Raw genomic sequence first — 16,440 nt, forward strand, 5'->3', positions numbered from 1 at the left:
AAAATCCTTTAACTATCAATCTCAAATCGTCCGCTGACAACATTGTCCAGCGGCTCTTGATAAAACAACATCATCGCTGCCCAAGCCAAGTCGCCATGACTGGCGGCTTTGCTGCGCGTCGATTCGTAAGTGATGTTCCGTCCGCTGGCGGTAATTGCGCGTCGGACGGACATAAACGCCATCTGCAAATCAATTTTGCCCGCGTCCCACTCGATACGTTTGTTTTTGAGCAGGTTCTGCGTTTTTAAAACCATCATCCCTTTAATGTCGGGCGTGTAGGTCATGCCGATGGCGGGCGGGTAGAATTTTTTAACAAGGTCGTACACCGCCGCGCCGATACCGTTTGCGTCGATGACGATTTTGGTAACGTTGAATTTCTCCGTCATGCCGCGAATGATTTGGGCCTGTGATTCGAAATCCGCCCCGTTAATCATGTGTGTTTCTAAAATTCGGAATGGTTCGCCGTTGCGTTGCGGCGGGACGGCGACCACCAAGCCGGACGCGTCGCCGGTATAGCTCGGGTCGTAGCCTATCCATACGGGGATATTCCCCGCCGGACGCATCATGTCAGGTTTGTACCAAGTCCAATCCCACGATTCGACACCGCAGGCTTGCAGGTCGGCAAAGTGAAACACGCCCTCGCCGTCCGGGACGAATTGACACTCAAAGAGCTGTGCGAACTTGTCGGGCGAGTTGCGCTGGCGCAGATAATCAATATCGAAGAGGTTGCAGCCCGACTCCTGCGCATCATGAATCGTAACGATTTGCCGCCATTGCGCGTCGGCATCCTGACGACCGTTTTTTAAAGCGGCATGACTCAAATCGAGCTTGATATGCTCGCTTCGAGGGCGGCCTTCGTTAAACATCGCGCCCGACCAAAAACCATAAGCGGGGTGGCCTTCGGATGACGGCGTGGAGAAATAGGTCGTCTTCAGGTGCTTTTGACTCGCCATCGGCTCGGCCAGTGTTTGCAACCGCTCGAAATCGGGAATCCAGAAGTATTCGTCGACGTACAAGTTACCGTTGCGACCTTGTGCCGTCCGTGAATTGGTGCCTAAAAAATGCAGTTCCGCGCCATTGTGCAAAGAAATCACATCCCCGCCTTTAAGCTCGACATCGACCATCTTGCAGAGGTTGAGGATGTATTGCTTGAACTGATAGGCCTGTGCGCGGGACGCAGACAGGAAAATGGAGTTGATGCCCGTTTTTAGGCTGGTTAGGAAGGCTTCGCGGGCAAAATAGAAAGTCGCGCCGATTTGGCGGCTTTTTAAGATATTTCGAAAACGGTGCGTCCGATAAATCTCGCCCCAATACCGCTGATAATCGAAACACTGCTCTTCAAAAATCTCAACCATGCGCTGCTGCTGCTCGGGTGCGATATAGTTTTTCGGCGGTTTTTCGACGGAGCGGGTGCGGCTGCGTTCGGTGCGCTCGGTACGTTCACGCGGTGGGCGATCTATGGTCGGCACGCTGTCAAAAGGCGGCTTGTCTGCGCCGTCAAATCGGTTGTTTTTCGGCGTTTCCGATTTTTCAGACGGCCTTTTGCCTTCGCCGCCCATTAATGCGGAAAGTTGGCGCATTTCTTTGTAAACGCCGTCTGATTTGTTCGGCAGGTTGACGAGTTGGATCAGGCGCGCTTCAATAGATGAGGCAACACGCTGCATCGGTGTTCCGCCATCCCAGTTTTCCCGTTGCTTCCAAGAATGTACCGTGGCGGGCTTCAGTCCCAAATGCCGCCCGATGGCGGTAATTTTCCATCCCTGCCAGTAAAGAGACCGCGCAACAAGGCGCGGGTCGATATTTTGGGCAATTTCAATATTCTGACGTTTTTCCATGTCTTCAAAAAATAGCGGCAATACCCGATTTTCGGGCAAAAATGCCAATCCTACCCGTGCCGCATGACTTGAAAAACCCACCTAAAACCCCTGTCGCTTGCCGTCTTTTCCGTAAATGCCAAAATAAAACGGACAAACACCCGAGCGCATACGCATGAATAAATCCGCCAAAAATTCCACCGAAAAATTCAGCGACCGATGGTTCTGCATCGGCAAATCCGGTGCAACTGCCGACGGTCGAACGATCGAATCAGCCGACCTCATCGCCGCCGCAGAAGCTTACGACCCACAAATCTACGGCGCACGCATCAACCTTGAGCATTACCGCCCATATTCTCCCAAAAACGACTATTCAGGCCTGGGGGACGTCCTCGAGCTGAAAGCAGAGACTTCAGACGGTATTACCCGCCTTTACGCTCGCATCGACCCTACTGAAAAAATGTTGGGCTACATCAAAGAGCGCGAAAAAGTCTATACATCCATGGAAATCATGAAGCCATTCGCCGACACCGGCAAAGCTTATCTGGTCGGCCTTGCGATGACGGACAGCCCTGCATCTCTTGGTACGACTATGCTCAAGTTCCGTCAGCTAAATCCGGAAGACACCAACTACACCGCCGCCTACACCGAAATGGAAAGCCTGCCAATGACCCAACCTGCCAACCAACCCCAACATGAGAAAAAAGGCTTTTTTGCCGCCCTCCACGACAAAATGTTCAATAAGAAATCAGATCCCACCCCCGTCGAAACAGAAAAAAACGACTACACCCAAGCCTTTGCCGACCTGAACAAAGAATTGGAGCAGTCTGCCCAAATTACCCAAAAACTCGCCGATGACTACACTGCCCTGCGCAAAGAATTCGATGCCTTTAAGGCCGCTATTGAATCCGCCCCGATCAATCAGGCAGAGCCACATACCGGCGCGAATACAACCCCTGCTTCCGAATTTTAAGAAAAGGTAAGCCATGCACCCGTACATCCAGCAATACATCAACGCCGTCGCCAAAGCCAACGGTACAACTGCCGAAGGCGTATCCCGCCATTTCAGTGTAACGCCCGCCGTTTCTCAAAAAATGCGCGAAGCCGTCCGCCTGGAGTCAACATTCCTGCAAAAAATCAACATCATCAGCAAAACCGAAATTGCCGGCTCAATCATTGGTTTATCAACAGGTCTGAATGCCTCGCGAACTGATACTAAAAACGGCGACGGTACTGTACGCCGTCAGCCCAAGCCATATCACAACCTGACCGACCGCCAATATTTGTGTAAAAAAGTAAATTTTGACACTCAAGTCAGCTACGACGATATGGACTCTTGGAGCAGTCAACCGGAATACGTTAAGTTGATCAATAACCAGCTCGTCAAATCCAAAGCTTTGAGCCTGATTGCCATCGGTTTCAACGGTACGTCTGCCGCCGCCACATCCGACTTTGCGGCAAATCCTCTCTTGCAGGACGTACAAACCGGCTGGTTGCAGCATATGCGTACCAATGCAGCATCCAACGTCATGGGCAGCGCAACCAATGCCGTCGAAATCGGCGAAGGTAAATCCTATACCTCTCTCGACCATTTGGTTACGGACGTTGCCGAAAGCTTGATTGACGAAGAGTTCCACGACATGCCGGGCATGACCGTTATCTGCCATCAATCTTTGCTGTCTGAAAAATACTTTGCCGTTATCAAAGAAGCAGGCAACAAGGCAAGTGAGCTGCGTCCTGCCGACATCATCATGTCTGAAAAACGCTTGGGCGGTCTGCCGGTCGTAACTGCACCGTATTTCCCCAAAAATACGATTTTAGTTACTCCGCTGAAAAACCTGTCCATCTACTTCCACAAAGGCGGCCATCGCCGCAAGCTGGCGGACGAACCTGAATTCGACCGCATCGCCGACTACCAGTCAGAAAATATCTGCTATGTCGTCGAAGAGTACGGCGCAGCAGCTTTGGTCGAAAACATCAAAATCGTGAAGTAGAAAAAAAGGCCGTCTGAAATTTCAGACGGCCTGATGAAAGGGATCCAATGACTCCAGCCCAGGCACACAAACAACAGGTTTTAGCAGAGAAGGCAGCAAAAAACGGCGAAAACATCCATGTCGCCGAACCCTACCGCCGACTGTTGGCAAGCCTTAACACCGATCGCGCCTTCCTACACCAAATTAAATCCGTATCCGACAAAATCCAAGCCAAAAAAGGAATGGTAGAAAAATATCTTCCATGGCTGGAAGACGTCTATCTCTCCGGTTCGGCCGCTGAAACCGATCCAGTCTTCACTACCGCCCTGCTTTGGTTGATTGACATTGGCGAGCTTGACCAAGCCGTGCCATACATCCTATTTGCCATCGAGCATGACATGAAAGTCAAAGATGACTACCGTCGTGATCTGCCCGACCTCTTAATTGAAGAGCTGGCTGAACAGTATGGATACGGTGCTGACTTGAGTAAAGCCAACCATACTGATCTGCTCACACTCATCAGCACCGTCAACCCAGACACGGGTATGCATACCTTAAATCTGACAGACATCATCCGCGCCAAGTTCTACAAAGCCTCTGGAGAACGTGCGGAAGAAGCCGAAGACCTCGAAAGTGCGGCGAGTTACTACGAAAACGCACTGAAGTATTCTGAAAAAATCGGTGTCAAATCCCGCCTTGCAGCCATCAAAAAACAGCTTAAAGGCTGACCTAGCTCCCCTCGCCGGGCGCAAGCCTGCGGCAAGTCCTCCAGAAATATCATGGACGGCCTTAGCATGCAAAGCCTCTGCGCCTCCTTTCCAAAGCCCGCCTAAATATCGGGCAGGCTTCTTCCGTAAGGAAATGAATCATGACTATTGTTTTCGCCGACACCCCCGATCAAGGGCGGCAAGCATTAGACCAATCTGAAGTTCGCAGTATTCCTTTTTTCCCAATCATCGACCTTGCCAACTTTCGCGAAGTAATGAGGATTGAAGCGAACATTTCAAGCAGCCGTGTTTACCATGCCGTCCTCGAAGCCGTCGCACACGTCAACGGCCAGCTTAAGAAATACCGCATTGCCGCCGTACAGGTTGGCAGGGGCACTCTTGCCGAAACAGGCGATTCAGACGACGTCATTAATGGCGAATCGGTTAAAACCATCCATTACCGCCGCGCCGTCTATTGCTATGCCAAATCACTTCTGCTGGAAAAATACGCAGATACAGAACCATCGGGAAAGGCAGGCGAGCGTGCCGAAATGAAACAACATCAAGCCGAAGACTTCCGCCGTGAAGCACACTATGCCACCGCGGCAGTCATGGGCGAGCGCCGCTGCGATTCGGAATTAATTTGATGGAATACACGACCCGAGAAGGCGATACCGTCGCCAATATCGCTTGGAACCATTACGGGACGTCCGCAGGCTACACCGAACAAATCCTGACCGCCCCTGAAAATTACGGCTTATCGAAATATCCTGCCCTCCTACCTGCCGGTTTGACTATCCGACTGCCTCAAGCCAACCACGAAGAAGCACAACAAAAATCCACCCTGAATCTATGGGACTGAAAACGTCATGACCCAAGACAAAACTACCACTGCTGTCAACGCCGCCGTAATTATCATCGGCAGCTACCACGTCCACGCCTCCGTAGCCTTCGGTGCACTCATAGGCGCATCGCTGTTCGTATTAAGCCAAAAGGCAGAGCGACCGATTAATAAGGCATGGCTTTTTGCTGTGTCTTTCATCGGCGGCATTTTCGGTTACGACGGCGCAGAAGGCCTAATCAACTGGCTGCTGCCGGGTGAAACACTGACCATCAATAGCTTTACCGCCGCTGCCATTTTTTCTGCCGGACTGGTTTTAGGTTTACAGCGTGTCATGCGCCTGATTGAAAAAGGCCGTCTGAAAACCCTGGAAGAGGAAAAAGAATCATGAATACAGTCCAATCTGCTGCCGTCATTGCCCTGTCCCTGACCGCGGCCGTTCGTATCATCCTTTTTGACACCCGCGGGAAAACACATAAGCCGTTAAGTGCGGCAATCGCCTATTTATCTATCGTATGGTTTTGCAGTCTCGCCCTGGCCGCTGCCTTTTCCATTAAATCACTGACTATATGGTTGCTTATCTTCGGACTGGCCCTGCACACGGGCGCAGTGCTATGGAGTGGCGGCAATATCAGCAAAATCCACCCGAAGAAAACACGCCCAAGCACAGAAAATCAAGGTTTTTTGAACCGCGCGTCAAAAAAAATACCGCAAGAAAATATTTAAACACACGAATAAAAAAGGAAGAAAGCATGACTGAATTGCCCTGGATGGCAGAAGCCCGCCGACACGTCGGATTGAAAGAAATCGTCGGCGCGAAACATAACCCGATTATCCAATCTTGGCTCAAAGAAATGGGAAACTTTCCCAATGCGGCAAAAGCATGGTATGCGGACGATGAGACACCATGGTGCGGCCTGTTTGTCGGTTACTGCCTCGGTAAAAGCGGCCGCGGCGTTATCAAAGATTGGTATCGCGCCAAGGCATGGGCGGAGGCTGGTCTGACTAAGCTGGCTAAACCCGCCTATGGCTGTATCGCCGTGAAATCCCGCAAAGGTGGTGGCCATGTGTTTTTCGTCGGTGGCAAAAACGCTAAAGGGCAAATTATGGGATGGGGCGGTAATCAGGGTAATGCAGTATCTGTTGTGCCGTTTAACGGTGCAGACATTGATGGTTACTACTGGCCGTCTAAATTGGTTGATGGTAAGCCGGTTAAATCGGAACCATCCGCAGAGCGTTATAACCTACCCATCGTTACCGGCACTGCGGCAGCAGGCGTAAGCGAAGCCTGAAACGGAGGAATCATATGAAAACAGCTATTGTTGTTGCCGTATCTTATATCCTGACCGTCGCCGTCCTCGGATATAGCTTGATGCACATGCGTAAAAGCAATAAGGCACTGACACAAACAGTCGCCGCGCAGGAAGACGCCATCAAATCAAAAGACGCAACAATCAAGATTTATAAAGCCCGCGCCCAAAGCTTGCAGGCGCAGGTAGACCAAATGATGAAGGTGCAGGCTGAAAAAAACAGCCAAGTCGAAGCAGCACTGACTAAGCATCATGAATGGTCGTCTGAAAAACTGCCCGAAGATGTAGCCCAAACCATCAATAAAAAATAACAGCGGGGCGCATGATCGCGCCCTTTTAAACATCAAACTATGAAAGAAAAAAATGAAACGTCTCTCCGTTCTCATTGCCGCCGTTGCCCTTACTGCTTGCGCCCATAATCCGCCGGTATCCGTACAGGCTGCCGAGTCATGCCCGCCGGTGCCGAAATGTGAAGCCTACCCGCCTGAAGAGATTGCAACCAATGCGGACATGGTTCGCGCATTGATTGCCTATCGCTCGGCTTTTGAGCAGTGCCGCCTCTATCGGGACGCTTTGTCAGCCTGCCTAAAAGGAGACGAAGAAGGGAAAACAACACCATGACTGACATTATCGACCAAGCCTGCGACTTAGAGCAAAAAATGCGCGAATACTGGTTATTACGCCACAAAGAACAAGAATCCTCCGCGCCATCCGCCCAAGAGTGTGAAGAGTGCGGCGACATCATCCCCGAAGCCCGCCGAGAAGCCGTGCCGGGGTGCCGTTTATGTATAGACTGCCAGCGCGAAGAAGAGCAACGGTGGAAATTCAAAAGATAAGAGGCCGTCTAAAATGGAAAAGCCCAAAAGCCTGCGTCTTGCTATCCAGGAAACACTGCTGGAATTTAAAGCTGCACCTGACCGTCTTCGTATGACGGTTTTGTCTGGACAGATTATTCCGAAACGCAATACATTGAGTTACGAAGCGAGGTACACGCTTAATATTTTTGTTCAGGAGTTCCATCGAGATCCAGCGTATCTCTTTTTGATCGTGAATAAGTGGCTGCAAGAAAATCAGCCGGATATTTTGTGCCCGAGCACAGACGCATCATCAAGAGCCTTTGTTTTCGAGGCAGAGCCGATAGAGTCGGATGTCTGGGATGTAATGATCGAATTAAAATTGACAGAAACAGTCATTGCCGGTTTGGATGAAAACGGCTTAGTCTCCTACAAAACAAAATCCGAGCCGCCGCGCCCCGTTTTTTAAACAGATAAAGGACGCATAATGCGTCCTTTACTTCAAGTGCAGGAGGAAATATGGAAGAACTGGAAGCACTCGTTGCACAAATTGAACATTTAGCGCTAAAGATTCAGCCGTCTGCCCGTGCCAAACTTATGCGTAATATCGCGACGGAGCTACGCCGCCGCAACCGAAACCGCATTAAAGCCAATATCGAGCCTGACGGAAATCCGATGGCAAAACGTCAAGGCGACCGTTTTGCTTTCCGACGCCTACGGGATGGAGAGGAACTACACCGCCGCCCGTTTCGTTTTTTTGGAGAGAAATACGGAGATAGCTACACCGGCCGTATTGCATATAGTCGCACAGAAAACGGGAATGAATTAGTACGGTTCGAGGGCGAACGCAGGCTTTTGGGATTTCGGCGCGAATATTTGTACCTGAAAACGCCGACAATATCCCGTATGGTAATGTTCCGCCATATCGGTGCCGCCCGCTGGCTGCGTCAAAAAGCAGATGAAAACCATGCAAAAATCGGATGGTTCGGCGGTAAAGCCGCGCAAATTGCAACAGAACACGAAGACGGTAGCACGGCAAAAAACCTGCCATCCCGCCTGCTATTGGGCTTACCGAAAGAAGACTTGGAGTACATTACAGACCAAATACTAAACGCCATAAAAATGGAGTAAAAAAGGCCGTCTGATTTATTTCGGACGGCTTTATTATTATATTTTACAAGTAGCGCATAAATCAGCATAAAAATGTCAAATCTTGCATAAAAACGCATAAAAAACCAGTGTTCGAAAATCGCCGAAAACCCTATGAAATATAAGGATTGCAGTAGGAGCCGCCGCTGCATAAAAAAACGCACCCCCACAGAGTCCCCGCGGAGGGAGGGGGAGCGCGCGCTACCTGCTGTCAGTGTAGAACAGAGAGACCTTCCTAAATTCAGTAAGGCTGGTTTAATCCTTATCGTGGGAAATAAGATTTTATGTGTTACCTTATGTGTTACTTATACTTTTCAAAAAAATAATCATCAATAAATCATATAGGTATGATTAAATTTTAATCCCTTCCTCTCTGCCAGATACTAAAGACACCAGCTAGCGGTGTCTTTTTTCATATCTGCCCTTCTTAAAAATATTACATCACACTTTTATTTCCCTTACATTCTAATCAGAAACCTCCGACGCATTCTTGTCTTATACTAAACCGTAATGATTAAAGGCCGTCTGAAAGTTTTCAGACTGCCTCTTTCTTAAAACTTACCAAATCCCAAACCATTGTTTATCAGACTGCTTTTTATCACCGTTCTGCTGCTCGTGGTTTTGACGGCGAAATTGCCAAGGTGCTTGCGGATTGTCTCTTTTCCATAAGCCTTTACGCTTTTCCTTGGCTTGTTTTTGCGCGGCCGAATAGTCGGTATAGGCGGTTTTACTTTGTTGTTTTTTGGCATAACTTTCATAATGCCATGCGGCGCCATCCCGTATCTGCATCAAATTCAGGTCAATCGTTCCGACTGATACTTGGGCAACTTCGCGCTGGTAACGGTCGGCTTCAAACACGCGAACTTTGGCTTTTTTATTCAATGCAGCATCAATCAGATTGTCTCGTGATTGCGTACCATAAGCCTGATTGATTTCCGGCGCATCGATATAGGCCATACGGATTTTGTGTTTCCGGCCGTCGCTATCGATAATATGCATGGTATCGCCATCATGGATTTTGATGATTTTTCCGTTGTATGTGTAAGTTTGTCGCGATGACTTTTGTTTTTGTTTCTGTTCTTGCTTGGGTTTAGCTTCGGCTTTGGTGTCAGATGTGGCTTTGACAACATTTTCTCCCAGCCATTCATTGACCTTTTCTAAACCGATATTGTCGCTTTGTGCCAATGTTGCGGAAACGCTTACCCCGGTACGAATCAACTCAGTATCGCGTGAGCTGTAACCAAGTGCGCCCAACACGGATAAAACAACGGGCAACCATTTTATAATTTTACTGATTTGCATATTTTGCCAAATTGAAGGCCGTCTGAAAGACCTAATGCACTTTCAGACGGCCTTTAAGATTGATTAATCTCCATTAATCCTGACAAGGCAGGATGACTTTTGCGCCTTCTGCTGTACCCAAAACCAACACATCGGCGGCATCGCGGGCAAAAATACCGTTTTCGAGTACACCGGTGATTTTATTGATTTCGTCTTCCATTTTCAGGGCTTGGTCGATATTGAGGCCGTGAACATCGACGATTTGGTTGCCATAGAAAGTAGTATAGCCGACACGCAACTCAGGTTGTCCGCCCATGGCAAGCAGTTTGCGCGACACCAGCGAACGGGCATTTTCAACCACTTCTACCGGCAATGGAAATTTGCCCAAACGGGAAACATATTTACTTTCATCGGCGATACAGACAAATTTATCGGATGCGCTGGCCACGATTTTTTCGTTCAAATGCGCACCGCCGCCGCCTTTAATCATTTGCAGCGCGTGGTTGACTTCGTCTGCGCCGTCAACATAAACCGCCAAACCCATCACCTCATTCAGCGAAACTTCTGGAATCTCGTATTTCGCCAAAAGCTCGCTGGATTTTTTAGAAGTAGACACGGCACCCTTGATTTTCTTACCGCTTTTACCCAAAGCTTCGATAAAAAAGTTGATGGTAGATCCGGTACCGATACCGATGTATTCGTTTTCAGGAACAAATTCCACCGCTTTTTCGGCGGCAATACGTTTGAGTTCGTCTTGAGTTGCCATGTTGTCAGTCTTTCAGTTTGAATAATAAAGTAATTTTAAGCTCTTAGGTTTTAATCAGCAATACTGCCGCTTGCGCTTCAATGGCTTCCATACGCCCCAGATAGCCAAGTTTTTCGTTGGTTTTACCCTTGATGTTCACGCAGTTTTCAGGCAAACCCAAATCTGCGGCAATATTGGCGCGCATTGCCGGAATATGTGGTGCGAGTTTGGGTTTTTGCGCAATTACGGTCGTATCGACATTAACCACCTTCCAACCTAACTCCTGCACGCTTTGATAAGCCTCGCGCAACAGCACACGGCTGTCAGCATCTTTAAACTCGGCGGCAGCATCAGGAAAATGACTGCCGATATCGCCCAAACCAGCCGCACCCAACAGGGCATCGGTAATCGCATGCAACAGCGCATCGGCATCTGAATGACCCAGCAAGCCTTTTTCAAACGGAATATTGACGCCGCCGAGTATCAAATCTCGGCCTTCGACCAACTGATGGACATCGTAGCCCTGTCCGACACGGATATTCATGTTTGTTTCCTTAAATAATGGGTTTTGATTGTTCAGACGGCCTTGAGCAACAATCTGACAATGTATTCGTCTTGCGGCAGCGTCAACTTCAAATTGCGCGTATCGCCCTGCACCAAGCGTGGCCGGATACCCAGTTTTTCAACCGCTGACGCCTCATCCGTAATTTCACTTAAATCATCAACCGATAAAGCTCGGTGTAACAAGGCCGTCTGAAAAAGCTGCGGCGTTTGCGCCTGCCATAATCCTGCGCGCGCAACAGTTGCATCAATATGATGACTGCCGTCTGAGCGCTTGAGCGTATCGGCCACCGGTATGGCCAAAATACCGCCTTCATCATTCTTACCCGCCTCATCAAGCAAACGCGTTAGCGCTTCAGCAGGCAGACAACAGCGCGCGGCATCATGAACCAAAATATTGTCTTGCGCCTCGGCCAAACCTTGCTCTAATAAAGTAGAGATACCATTGCGTACCGTTTCGGCACGACTTGCGCCGCCTACTCGAAAGACGCGTACTTTCTCAGACAGGGCCGTCTGAAAAACTGAATCTTCCGGCGAAAGAATAACGGCAATTAAATCTATACGGGAGTGTTGCTCAAAGATTTCTATGGTATGTTGCAATACGGTTTTACCATTGATTTCAACATATTGTTTGGGTTTTCCTGCACCAAATCGCGCTCCCACACCGGCAGCAGGAATCAAAGCAATATTGCATCGCCTCATGCTGACGCTCCGGCATTGGCCTCATCAGAAGTTTCGGCCTTTCGCCATACACACGCTTCGCCTAAATCGTCCAAATATTTTTCATGTGCAGCCAGCTCGTCTGCATTGGCTTTAATGACTTTCAACTGCGATGTACGTTTGGTTTCGGCAATAACGGTTTGTTTGACTTCGCCCTCTTCTTCCGCCTCGCCGCCCATCAGGTCGAACTGCTGACGCGTCATGGCAAGATAGACTTCACCCAAAAGCTCGCAGTCGATTAACGCACCGTGCAAGACACGTTTGCTGCGGTCAACAGAAAAGCGGTTACACAACGCATCCAAGCTTGCCTTTTGCCCCGGAAACATTTCACGCGCCATAGCCAGCGTGTCAGTCACTTTGCAACCGAGCTCCTCAATAGAAGGCAAACCCATGCGGCGGAATTCCATATTCAGAAAGCCGACGTCAAACTTGGCATTATGGATAATCAGCTCTGCGCCACGGATAAAGTCGGCAATCTGTTTACCCACTTGGGCAAACGGCGGTGCATTCTTCGCTTCTAATATTTCAATCGTCAAACCATGCACCTTCGCTGCTTCCTCCGGCATATCGCGCTCGGGGTGGACATATAAATGAAGGTTGGAGTCGGTCATTTGGCGGTTGATCATTTCCAAGCCGGCAAATTCGACCAGACGGTCGCCGTTTTCAGGATAAAGACCCGTGGTCTCCGTATCAAGGATAATCTGACGTTGGCTCATGGTTGGTGGTTTCTGCAATTATCAAAACGTCCTGAATCATACTGAAGGCCGTCTGAAATGTATAGTCAGCAAAACTTTAGCTACTTTTGAAATACCTTTTTATAGCTGGATTTTTTCAGACGGCCTTTATTCTTTTCTCATTTAATGGCCACCTATTACGACATTTTTGAGTATAAAACCCAATTTCTAGAAAATTTTTTAAATTTAATTTCCTTAATAATTAATACCTTACTTATAAATTAAATAATAGGAACAATTATCATTTGCAAATTTAAAAAATCGCCGTATAATACAACCCATCGAGACAAAACAACCGCACAACAGAATGAAAGGAGAAGAAAATGCCCGAAAGTATTTTTAAGCAAGTCTCCCTTGACATTCTGAGACTGCACCAACAAGCCATCCGCTCTTTGATCGCCACCAAGTGTTGCGACGAATGCGAAGTACATGACGCAGTATTCATTACTTTGGATGGCCGATATTATGTTTGGCTCCCTTGCATGGGCAAATCGCCCCAATCTGAAACCGGCATCCTGCTGATTGAAGATGAAGGCGGCAATACACGCTTGAGCTGGGTTGCCGGTACACGCGAAGTCAAACAAAAAGACAGTCTATACAACCGCGTTGTTTCCGCCCTGCAAAGGAAAATGCAGCGTACGAAAAACAAGTTTATCCAGTCGGCAAACGCCCGATTGCTTGAGCTGACGCCGCAGCAAGGCCGTCTGACGACAAATAGCAAAGATTTCTCGCTTTCACCACATGACCTGATGAAAGCACTTTATCCGGCAACACATCAAATAGGAGAATTTGCCCTGTAACAGTTTTTGGTAGTGGTTTGTGTTCCTTTTGCGCCCCTTAACATTTTAAAGGGGCGATTTTTTTTGCCTCTACTTTTCAGACGGCCTAAACACCGGTTTTCCAGTACAATAAAGGCCGTCTGAATATTTCCTACTTTTTAACCAACCATGCAACTGCTCAAATACATCCAATCACAAGGCCTCGGCAGCCGCAAGCAATGCCAATGGCTGATAGACAATGACTGCATTGCCATCAACGGCGAAATCCATAATAGCGCCAAAGACGATATCGACCCGTCTCAAGTGTACACCCTGTCTGTTGACGGCGAAGAAATTGCCGCCGTCCCCATGCCCTATTTCTACATTCTGCTTCATAAGCCTGCAGATTACGAAACTTCGCATAAACCTCAGCAATATCCAAGCATCTTCAGCCTGTTTCCCGACCACATGCGCAATATCGATATGCAGGCAGTCGGCCGCTTGGATGCAGACACAACAGGCATTATTCTGATTACCAACGACGGGCAATTTAACCACCGCGTTACCTCGCCCAAACACAGAGTTCCGAAGCTCTACCGCGTCACTTTGAAACATCCTGCCGACGATACCCTTTGCACCACACTCAAAAACGGCGTCCTTCTGCATGACGATAATGAAACCGTAACCGCAGCCGAAGCAGTATTGGCTGACCCAACCACATTGATGATGACCATTACCGAGGGTAAATACCATCAGGTCAAACGTATGGTTGCAGCCGCAGGCAACCGTGTCGAGCAGCTCCACCGTGAAAAATTCGGCGACTGGAATGTCGATGATTTAGCCGCCGGAGAATGGAAATTTATCCAAATCTAAAAAAATTCCAAATTTTTTCGATAAATTTTTAAACAATATGGATTTTTTATTTATTTGAAATCAAATATCTAAACCTTATTATTTTTATTTAACAGAATTTAACACTAGGAAGACTGAACTATTGTATAATTCGCCTGTCTGAGTAACACTTGCTTCGAAAGAAGTGAGTAAGTGAGTAAGACGTTTTCCCCGTAATGTGTTTGGCCATCTATACTTTCCCCTTAGTATAGATGGTTTTTTTTATCTAAAATTTGGCAACCAAGCGGGCGTACTTTCAGACGGCCTTTCTCATCTAAAGAAGCCATCATTCCTAAACCCCATCTCCACTCATTAACTTGCCATTATCCCTTTTCTCTTTCTCGTCTCTTCCGCATCAATCTATACCGTTCCCATTTCAGACAAATCGTTTTATAAAAAGAAAACCTATCGGCGACTATCCAAGCTAGGGTTACAAGATGTTATTTAGACAGCCTTTAGAGAAATACCATCTTTGTTGCCGACATACTTAAAAGCACACCTTAGCGCTATTCAATCTCCTTACAACAACCTTTTCCCATATCCCACTTTTCAGACGGCCTTTATCGTTACGGCTCTTTCTATCATTTATATCGCTTCAGACGAATTCTCTGTTTGCAGGTTTCAATACCAAGTAAACCAGAGAAACCCACTAAAAATTCTTCATTACATGGTTTTTTTAACTAATTTTCTTTTTAGACTTTAGTCAAGATTCGTTAAATCTTTGCGGTAAAATGTTGTCTTTATTTTTTATGCATCTGAGTATTTATGTCTTCCAATCAACCCCGTCAAACCTGGTCCAACCGTTTGACTTACATCCTTACCGTTGCCGGTGCGACTGTCGGCTTTGGCGCAACTTGGCGTTTCCCGTATTTGGTTGGTGAAAACGGCGGCGGCGCGTATGTGTTTCTGTTCTGTATCGCCATGCTGGTCATCGGTATTCCGATGATTTTGGTGGAAAACGTCATCGGTCGCCGTAAAGGCGTGAACGCGCTGGATGCGTTTGGCGGCACAATGAATGGCAAACCCGTTGCCAAAGTTTGGAAATTGGTCGGTTGGATGGGCTTGCTCGGCGCATTCGGCATCATGGCCTATTACATGGTACTCGGCGGCTGGGTTATCAGCTACATCGTCAATATCATCGGCGGTAATTTGGACATTTCCAGTCCGGTTTCCGGCGAAGTCACCAAAAGCTTCTTTACCGAACACATCGAAAATAGTCCTTGGGAAATTGCTTTCTACACCTTCCTATTTGTGGTTGTGAACCAATGGATCTTGGTCAAAGGCGTGATCGGCGGTATTGAAAAAGCGGCAAAATACCTGATGCCTTTGCTGTTTTTATTCCTGATTGCGATGGTTGTGCGCAATGTTACCCTGCCGGGCGCAATGGAAGGCATTACCTTCTATCTGAAACCTGACTTCAGCAAAATTACAGCCGAACTGTTCGTCTTCGTTTTGGGACAAGTATTCTTTGCCTTGAGCTTGGGTTTCGGCGTGATGATTACGTTATCCAGCTATCTGGATAAAAATGAAGATCTGGTTCAGACGGCCGTAATTACCGCGATTACCAACACATTAATTGCCGTGTTGGCGGGCTTCATGATTTTCCCTTCCCTCTTCAGCTTTGGCGTTGCCCCTAACTCCGGCCCGACGCTGGTGTTCCAAAGCCTGCCGATCGTGTTCTCCAATATGTGGGCAGGCCCTGTGTTTGCAGTGATTTTCTTCTCCCTGCTTCTGATTGCCGCACTGACGACTTCTCTGACCATTTATGAAGTGTTAATTACGACCATTCAGGAGAAAACCAAAATCCGCCGCGCAGCCGCGATTACCATCGTACTGGCAGGGATTTTTATCTTCGGCAACATTCCGTCCATCTTGAGCTACGGCCCATGGAAAGATATTTCCGTGTTTGGTAAAAACATTTTTGATGCCTTTGACTATATCAGCGGCAACATCCTGTTTATGCTGACCGCGCTTGGTTCGGCCTTGTTTGTCGGCTTCGTGATGAAAGATGAAGCGAAGGATGAATTGCTCTACAAAGGCAACCATACCACCGTCAATATCTGGTTTGCCTATGTAAAATACCTCGTGCCGTTGGTCATTCTGCTGATTTTCATCAGCAACCTGTTCTAATAAACAAACATATAAAAAGGCCGTCTGAAATG

At 48.0% G+C, this 16,440-nt stretch carries 22 protein-coding genes; 16 read left to right on the plus strand and 6 right to left on the minus strand.

Annotated elements, in window-relative coordinates:
• Positions 1–8: 8 nt before the first annotated feature.
• The gene (locus tag ACTHS8_RS02985; protein WP_440372936.1) at positions 9–1,916 is read right to left on the minus strand and encodes a terminase large subunit domain-containing protein; all 1,908 of its coding nucleotides are present in this window, start codon (positions 1,914–1,916) and stop codon (positions 9–11) included.
• Positions 1,917–1,989: 73 nt separating this feature from the next.
• Here ACTHS8_RS02985 and ACTHS8_RS02990 point away from each other — a divergent pair, with 73 nt between their 5' ends.
• From ACTHS8_RS02990 to ACTHS8_RS03050, 13 genes are all read left to right on the plus strand, one after another.
• A complete protein-coding gene (locus tag ACTHS8_RS02990; RefSeq protein ID WP_440365197.1) occupies positions 1,990–2,787 on the plus strand; it encodes a GPO family capsid scaffolding protein in 798 nt (265 codons plus the stop codon).
• Between the two features lie 13 nt (positions 2,788–2,800).
• Positions 2,801–3,808 (plus strand): phage major capsid protein, P2 family, encoded by a 1,008-nt coding sequence (locus tag ACTHS8_RS02995; RefSeq protein ID WP_440372937.1) that lies wholly within the window; start codon positions 2,801–2,803, stop codon positions 3,806–3,808.
• Positions 3,809–3,855: 47 nt separating this feature from the next.
• The gene (gene gpM / locus ACTHS8_RS03000) at positions 3,856–4,515 is read left to right on the plus strand and encodes a phage terminase small subunit (RefSeq protein WP_063075546.1); all 660 of its coding nucleotides are present in this window, start codon (positions 3,856–3,858) and stop codon (positions 4,513–4,515) included.
• Between the two features lie 140 nt (positions 4,516–4,655).
• Entirely contained in the window at positions 4,656–5,141 is a 486-nt protein-coding gene (locus tag ACTHS8_RS03005) for a head completion/stabilization protein (protein ID WP_150540460.1), read from the plus strand.
• Entirely contained in the window at positions 5,141–5,356 is a 216-nt protein-coding gene (locus tag ACTHS8_RS03010) for a tail protein X (RefSeq protein WP_063075544.1), read from the plus strand. The genes ACTHS8_RS03005 and ACTHS8_RS03010 overlap by 1 nt, the downstream gene beginning before the upstream one ends.
• A gap of 7 nt (positions 5,357–5,363) precedes the next feature.
• Positions 5,364–5,726, plus strand: coding sequence for a putative holin (locus ACTHS8_RS03015; protein WP_063075543.1), 363 nt, complete (start codon positions 5,364–5,366; stop codon positions 5,724–5,726).
• Positions 5,723–6,061 (plus strand): phage holin family protein, encoded by a 339-nt coding sequence (locus ACTHS8_RS03020; protein ID WP_141752541.1) that lies wholly within the window; start codon positions 5,723–5,725, stop codon positions 6,059–6,061. Before ACTHS8_RS03015 ends, ACTHS8_RS03020 begins: the two co-directional genes overlap by 4 nt.
• Positions 6,062–6,087: 26 nt before the next feature.
• Positions 6,088–6,627 carry a TIGR02594 family protein gene (locus ACTHS8_RS03025; RefSeq protein WP_440365195.1) on the plus strand — a complete coding sequence of 180 codons (540 nt, stop codon included), beginning with the start codon at positions 6,088–6,090 and terminating at the stop codon, positions 6,625–6,627.
• A gap of 14 nt (positions 6,628–6,641) precedes the next feature.
• Positions 6,642–6,956, plus strand: a complete 315-nt coding sequence (locus ACTHS8_RS03030) for a hypothetical protein (protein ID WP_070813996.1) — start codon at positions 6,642–6,644, stop codon at positions 6,954–6,956.
• Positions 6,957–7,008: 52 nt separating this feature from the next.
• Complete coding sequence (gene lysC, locus ACTHS8_RS03035) at positions 7,009–7,266, plus strand: Rz1-like lysis system protein LysC (protein WP_070813995.1); 258 nt, start codon at positions 7,009–7,011, stop codon at positions 7,264–7,266.
• Positions 7,263–7,481, plus strand: a complete 219-nt coding sequence (locus ACTHS8_RS03040; protein WP_070813994.1) for a TraR/DksA C4-type zinc finger protein — start codon at positions 7,263–7,265, stop codon at positions 7,479–7,481. The genes lysC and ACTHS8_RS03040 overlap by 4 nt, the downstream gene beginning before the upstream one ends.
• A 13-nt stretch (positions 7,482–7,494) precedes the next feature.
• Positions 7,495–7,908 carry a phage tail protein gene (locus ACTHS8_RS03045; protein WP_440365193.1) on the plus strand — a complete coding sequence of 138 codons (414 nt, stop codon included), beginning with the start codon at positions 7,495–7,497 and terminating at the stop codon, positions 7,906–7,908.
• 50 nt (positions 7,909–7,958) lie between these two features.
• Entirely contained in the window at positions 7,959–8,570 is a 612-nt protein-coding gene (locus ACTHS8_RS03050; protein WP_440365192.1) for a phage virion morphogenesis protein, read from the plus strand.
• A gap of 576 nt (positions 8,571–9,146) precedes the next feature.
• Here ACTHS8_RS03050 and ACTHS8_RS03055 read toward each other — a convergent pair.
• The 5 genes from ACTHS8_RS03055 to dnaQ form a co-directional block, all read right to left on the minus strand.
• On the minus strand, positions 9,147–9,890 hold the full coding sequence (locus ACTHS8_RS03055; protein WP_440372938.1) for a thermonuclease family protein: 744 nt from the start codon (positions 9,888–9,890) through the stop codon (positions 9,147–9,149).
• A 73-nt stretch (positions 9,891–9,963) separates the two neighbouring features.
• Positions 9,964–10,635 (minus strand): ribose-5-phosphate isomerase RpiA, encoded by a 672-nt coding sequence (gene rpiA / locus ACTHS8_RS03060; RefSeq protein ID WP_003679072.1) that lies wholly within the window; start codon positions 10,633–10,635, stop codon positions 9,964–9,966.
• Positions 10,636–10,678: 43 nt separating this feature from the next.
• Positions 10,679–11,158: a 2-C-methyl-D-erythritol 2,4-cyclodiphosphate synthase gene (ispF, locus tag ACTHS8_RS03065; RefSeq protein WP_371508713.1), complete on the minus strand. Its 480-nt coding sequence runs from the start codon at positions 11,156–11,158 to the stop codon at positions 10,679–10,681.
• A gap of 32 nt (positions 11,159–11,190) precedes the next feature.
• Entirely contained in the window at positions 11,191–11,877 is a 687-nt protein-coding gene (ispD, locus tag ACTHS8_RS03070; RefSeq protein WP_440372939.1) for a 2-C-methyl-D-erythritol 4-phosphate cytidylyltransferase, read from the minus strand.
• On the minus strand, positions 11,874–12,611 hold the full coding sequence (gene dnaQ / locus ACTHS8_RS03075) for a DNA polymerase III subunit epsilon (protein ID WP_440373062.1): 738 nt from the start codon (positions 12,609–12,611) through the stop codon (positions 11,874–11,876). The genes ispD and dnaQ overlap by 4 nt, the downstream gene beginning before the upstream one ends.
• Positions 12,612–12,952: 341 nt before the next feature.
• Between dnaQ and ACTHS8_RS03080 the strand changes: the two genes are divergently transcribed.
• The 3 genes from ACTHS8_RS03080 (at position 12,953) to ACTHS8_RS03090 (ending at position 16,408) form a co-directional block, all read left to right on the plus strand.
• On the plus strand, positions 12,953–13,429 hold the full coding sequence (locus ACTHS8_RS03080) for a pyridoxamine 5'-phosphate oxidase family protein (RefSeq protein ID WP_314591784.1): 477 nt from the start codon (positions 12,953–12,955) through the stop codon (positions 13,427–13,429).
• Positions 13,430–13,576: 147 nt separating this feature from the next.
• Entirely contained in the window at positions 13,577–14,260 is a 684-nt protein-coding gene (locus ACTHS8_RS03085; protein ID WP_440372940.1) for a 16S rRNA pseudouridine(516) synthase, read from the plus strand.
• Positions 14,261–15,043: 783 nt separating this feature from the next.
• The gene (locus ACTHS8_RS03090) at positions 15,044–16,408 is read left to right on the plus strand and encodes a sodium-dependent transporter (RefSeq protein ID WP_070712712.1); all 1,365 of its coding nucleotides are present in this window, start codon (positions 15,044–15,046) and stop codon (positions 16,406–16,408) included.
• Positions 16,409–16,440 lie beyond the last annotated feature (32 nt).

Origin of the sequence: Neisseria sp. P0016.S008, from assembly GCF_051957775.1 — a bacterium.
Taxonomy (GTDB): domain Bacteria; phylum Pseudomonadota; class Gammaproteobacteria; order Burkholderiales; family Neisseriaceae; genus Neisseria; species Neisseria flavescens_B.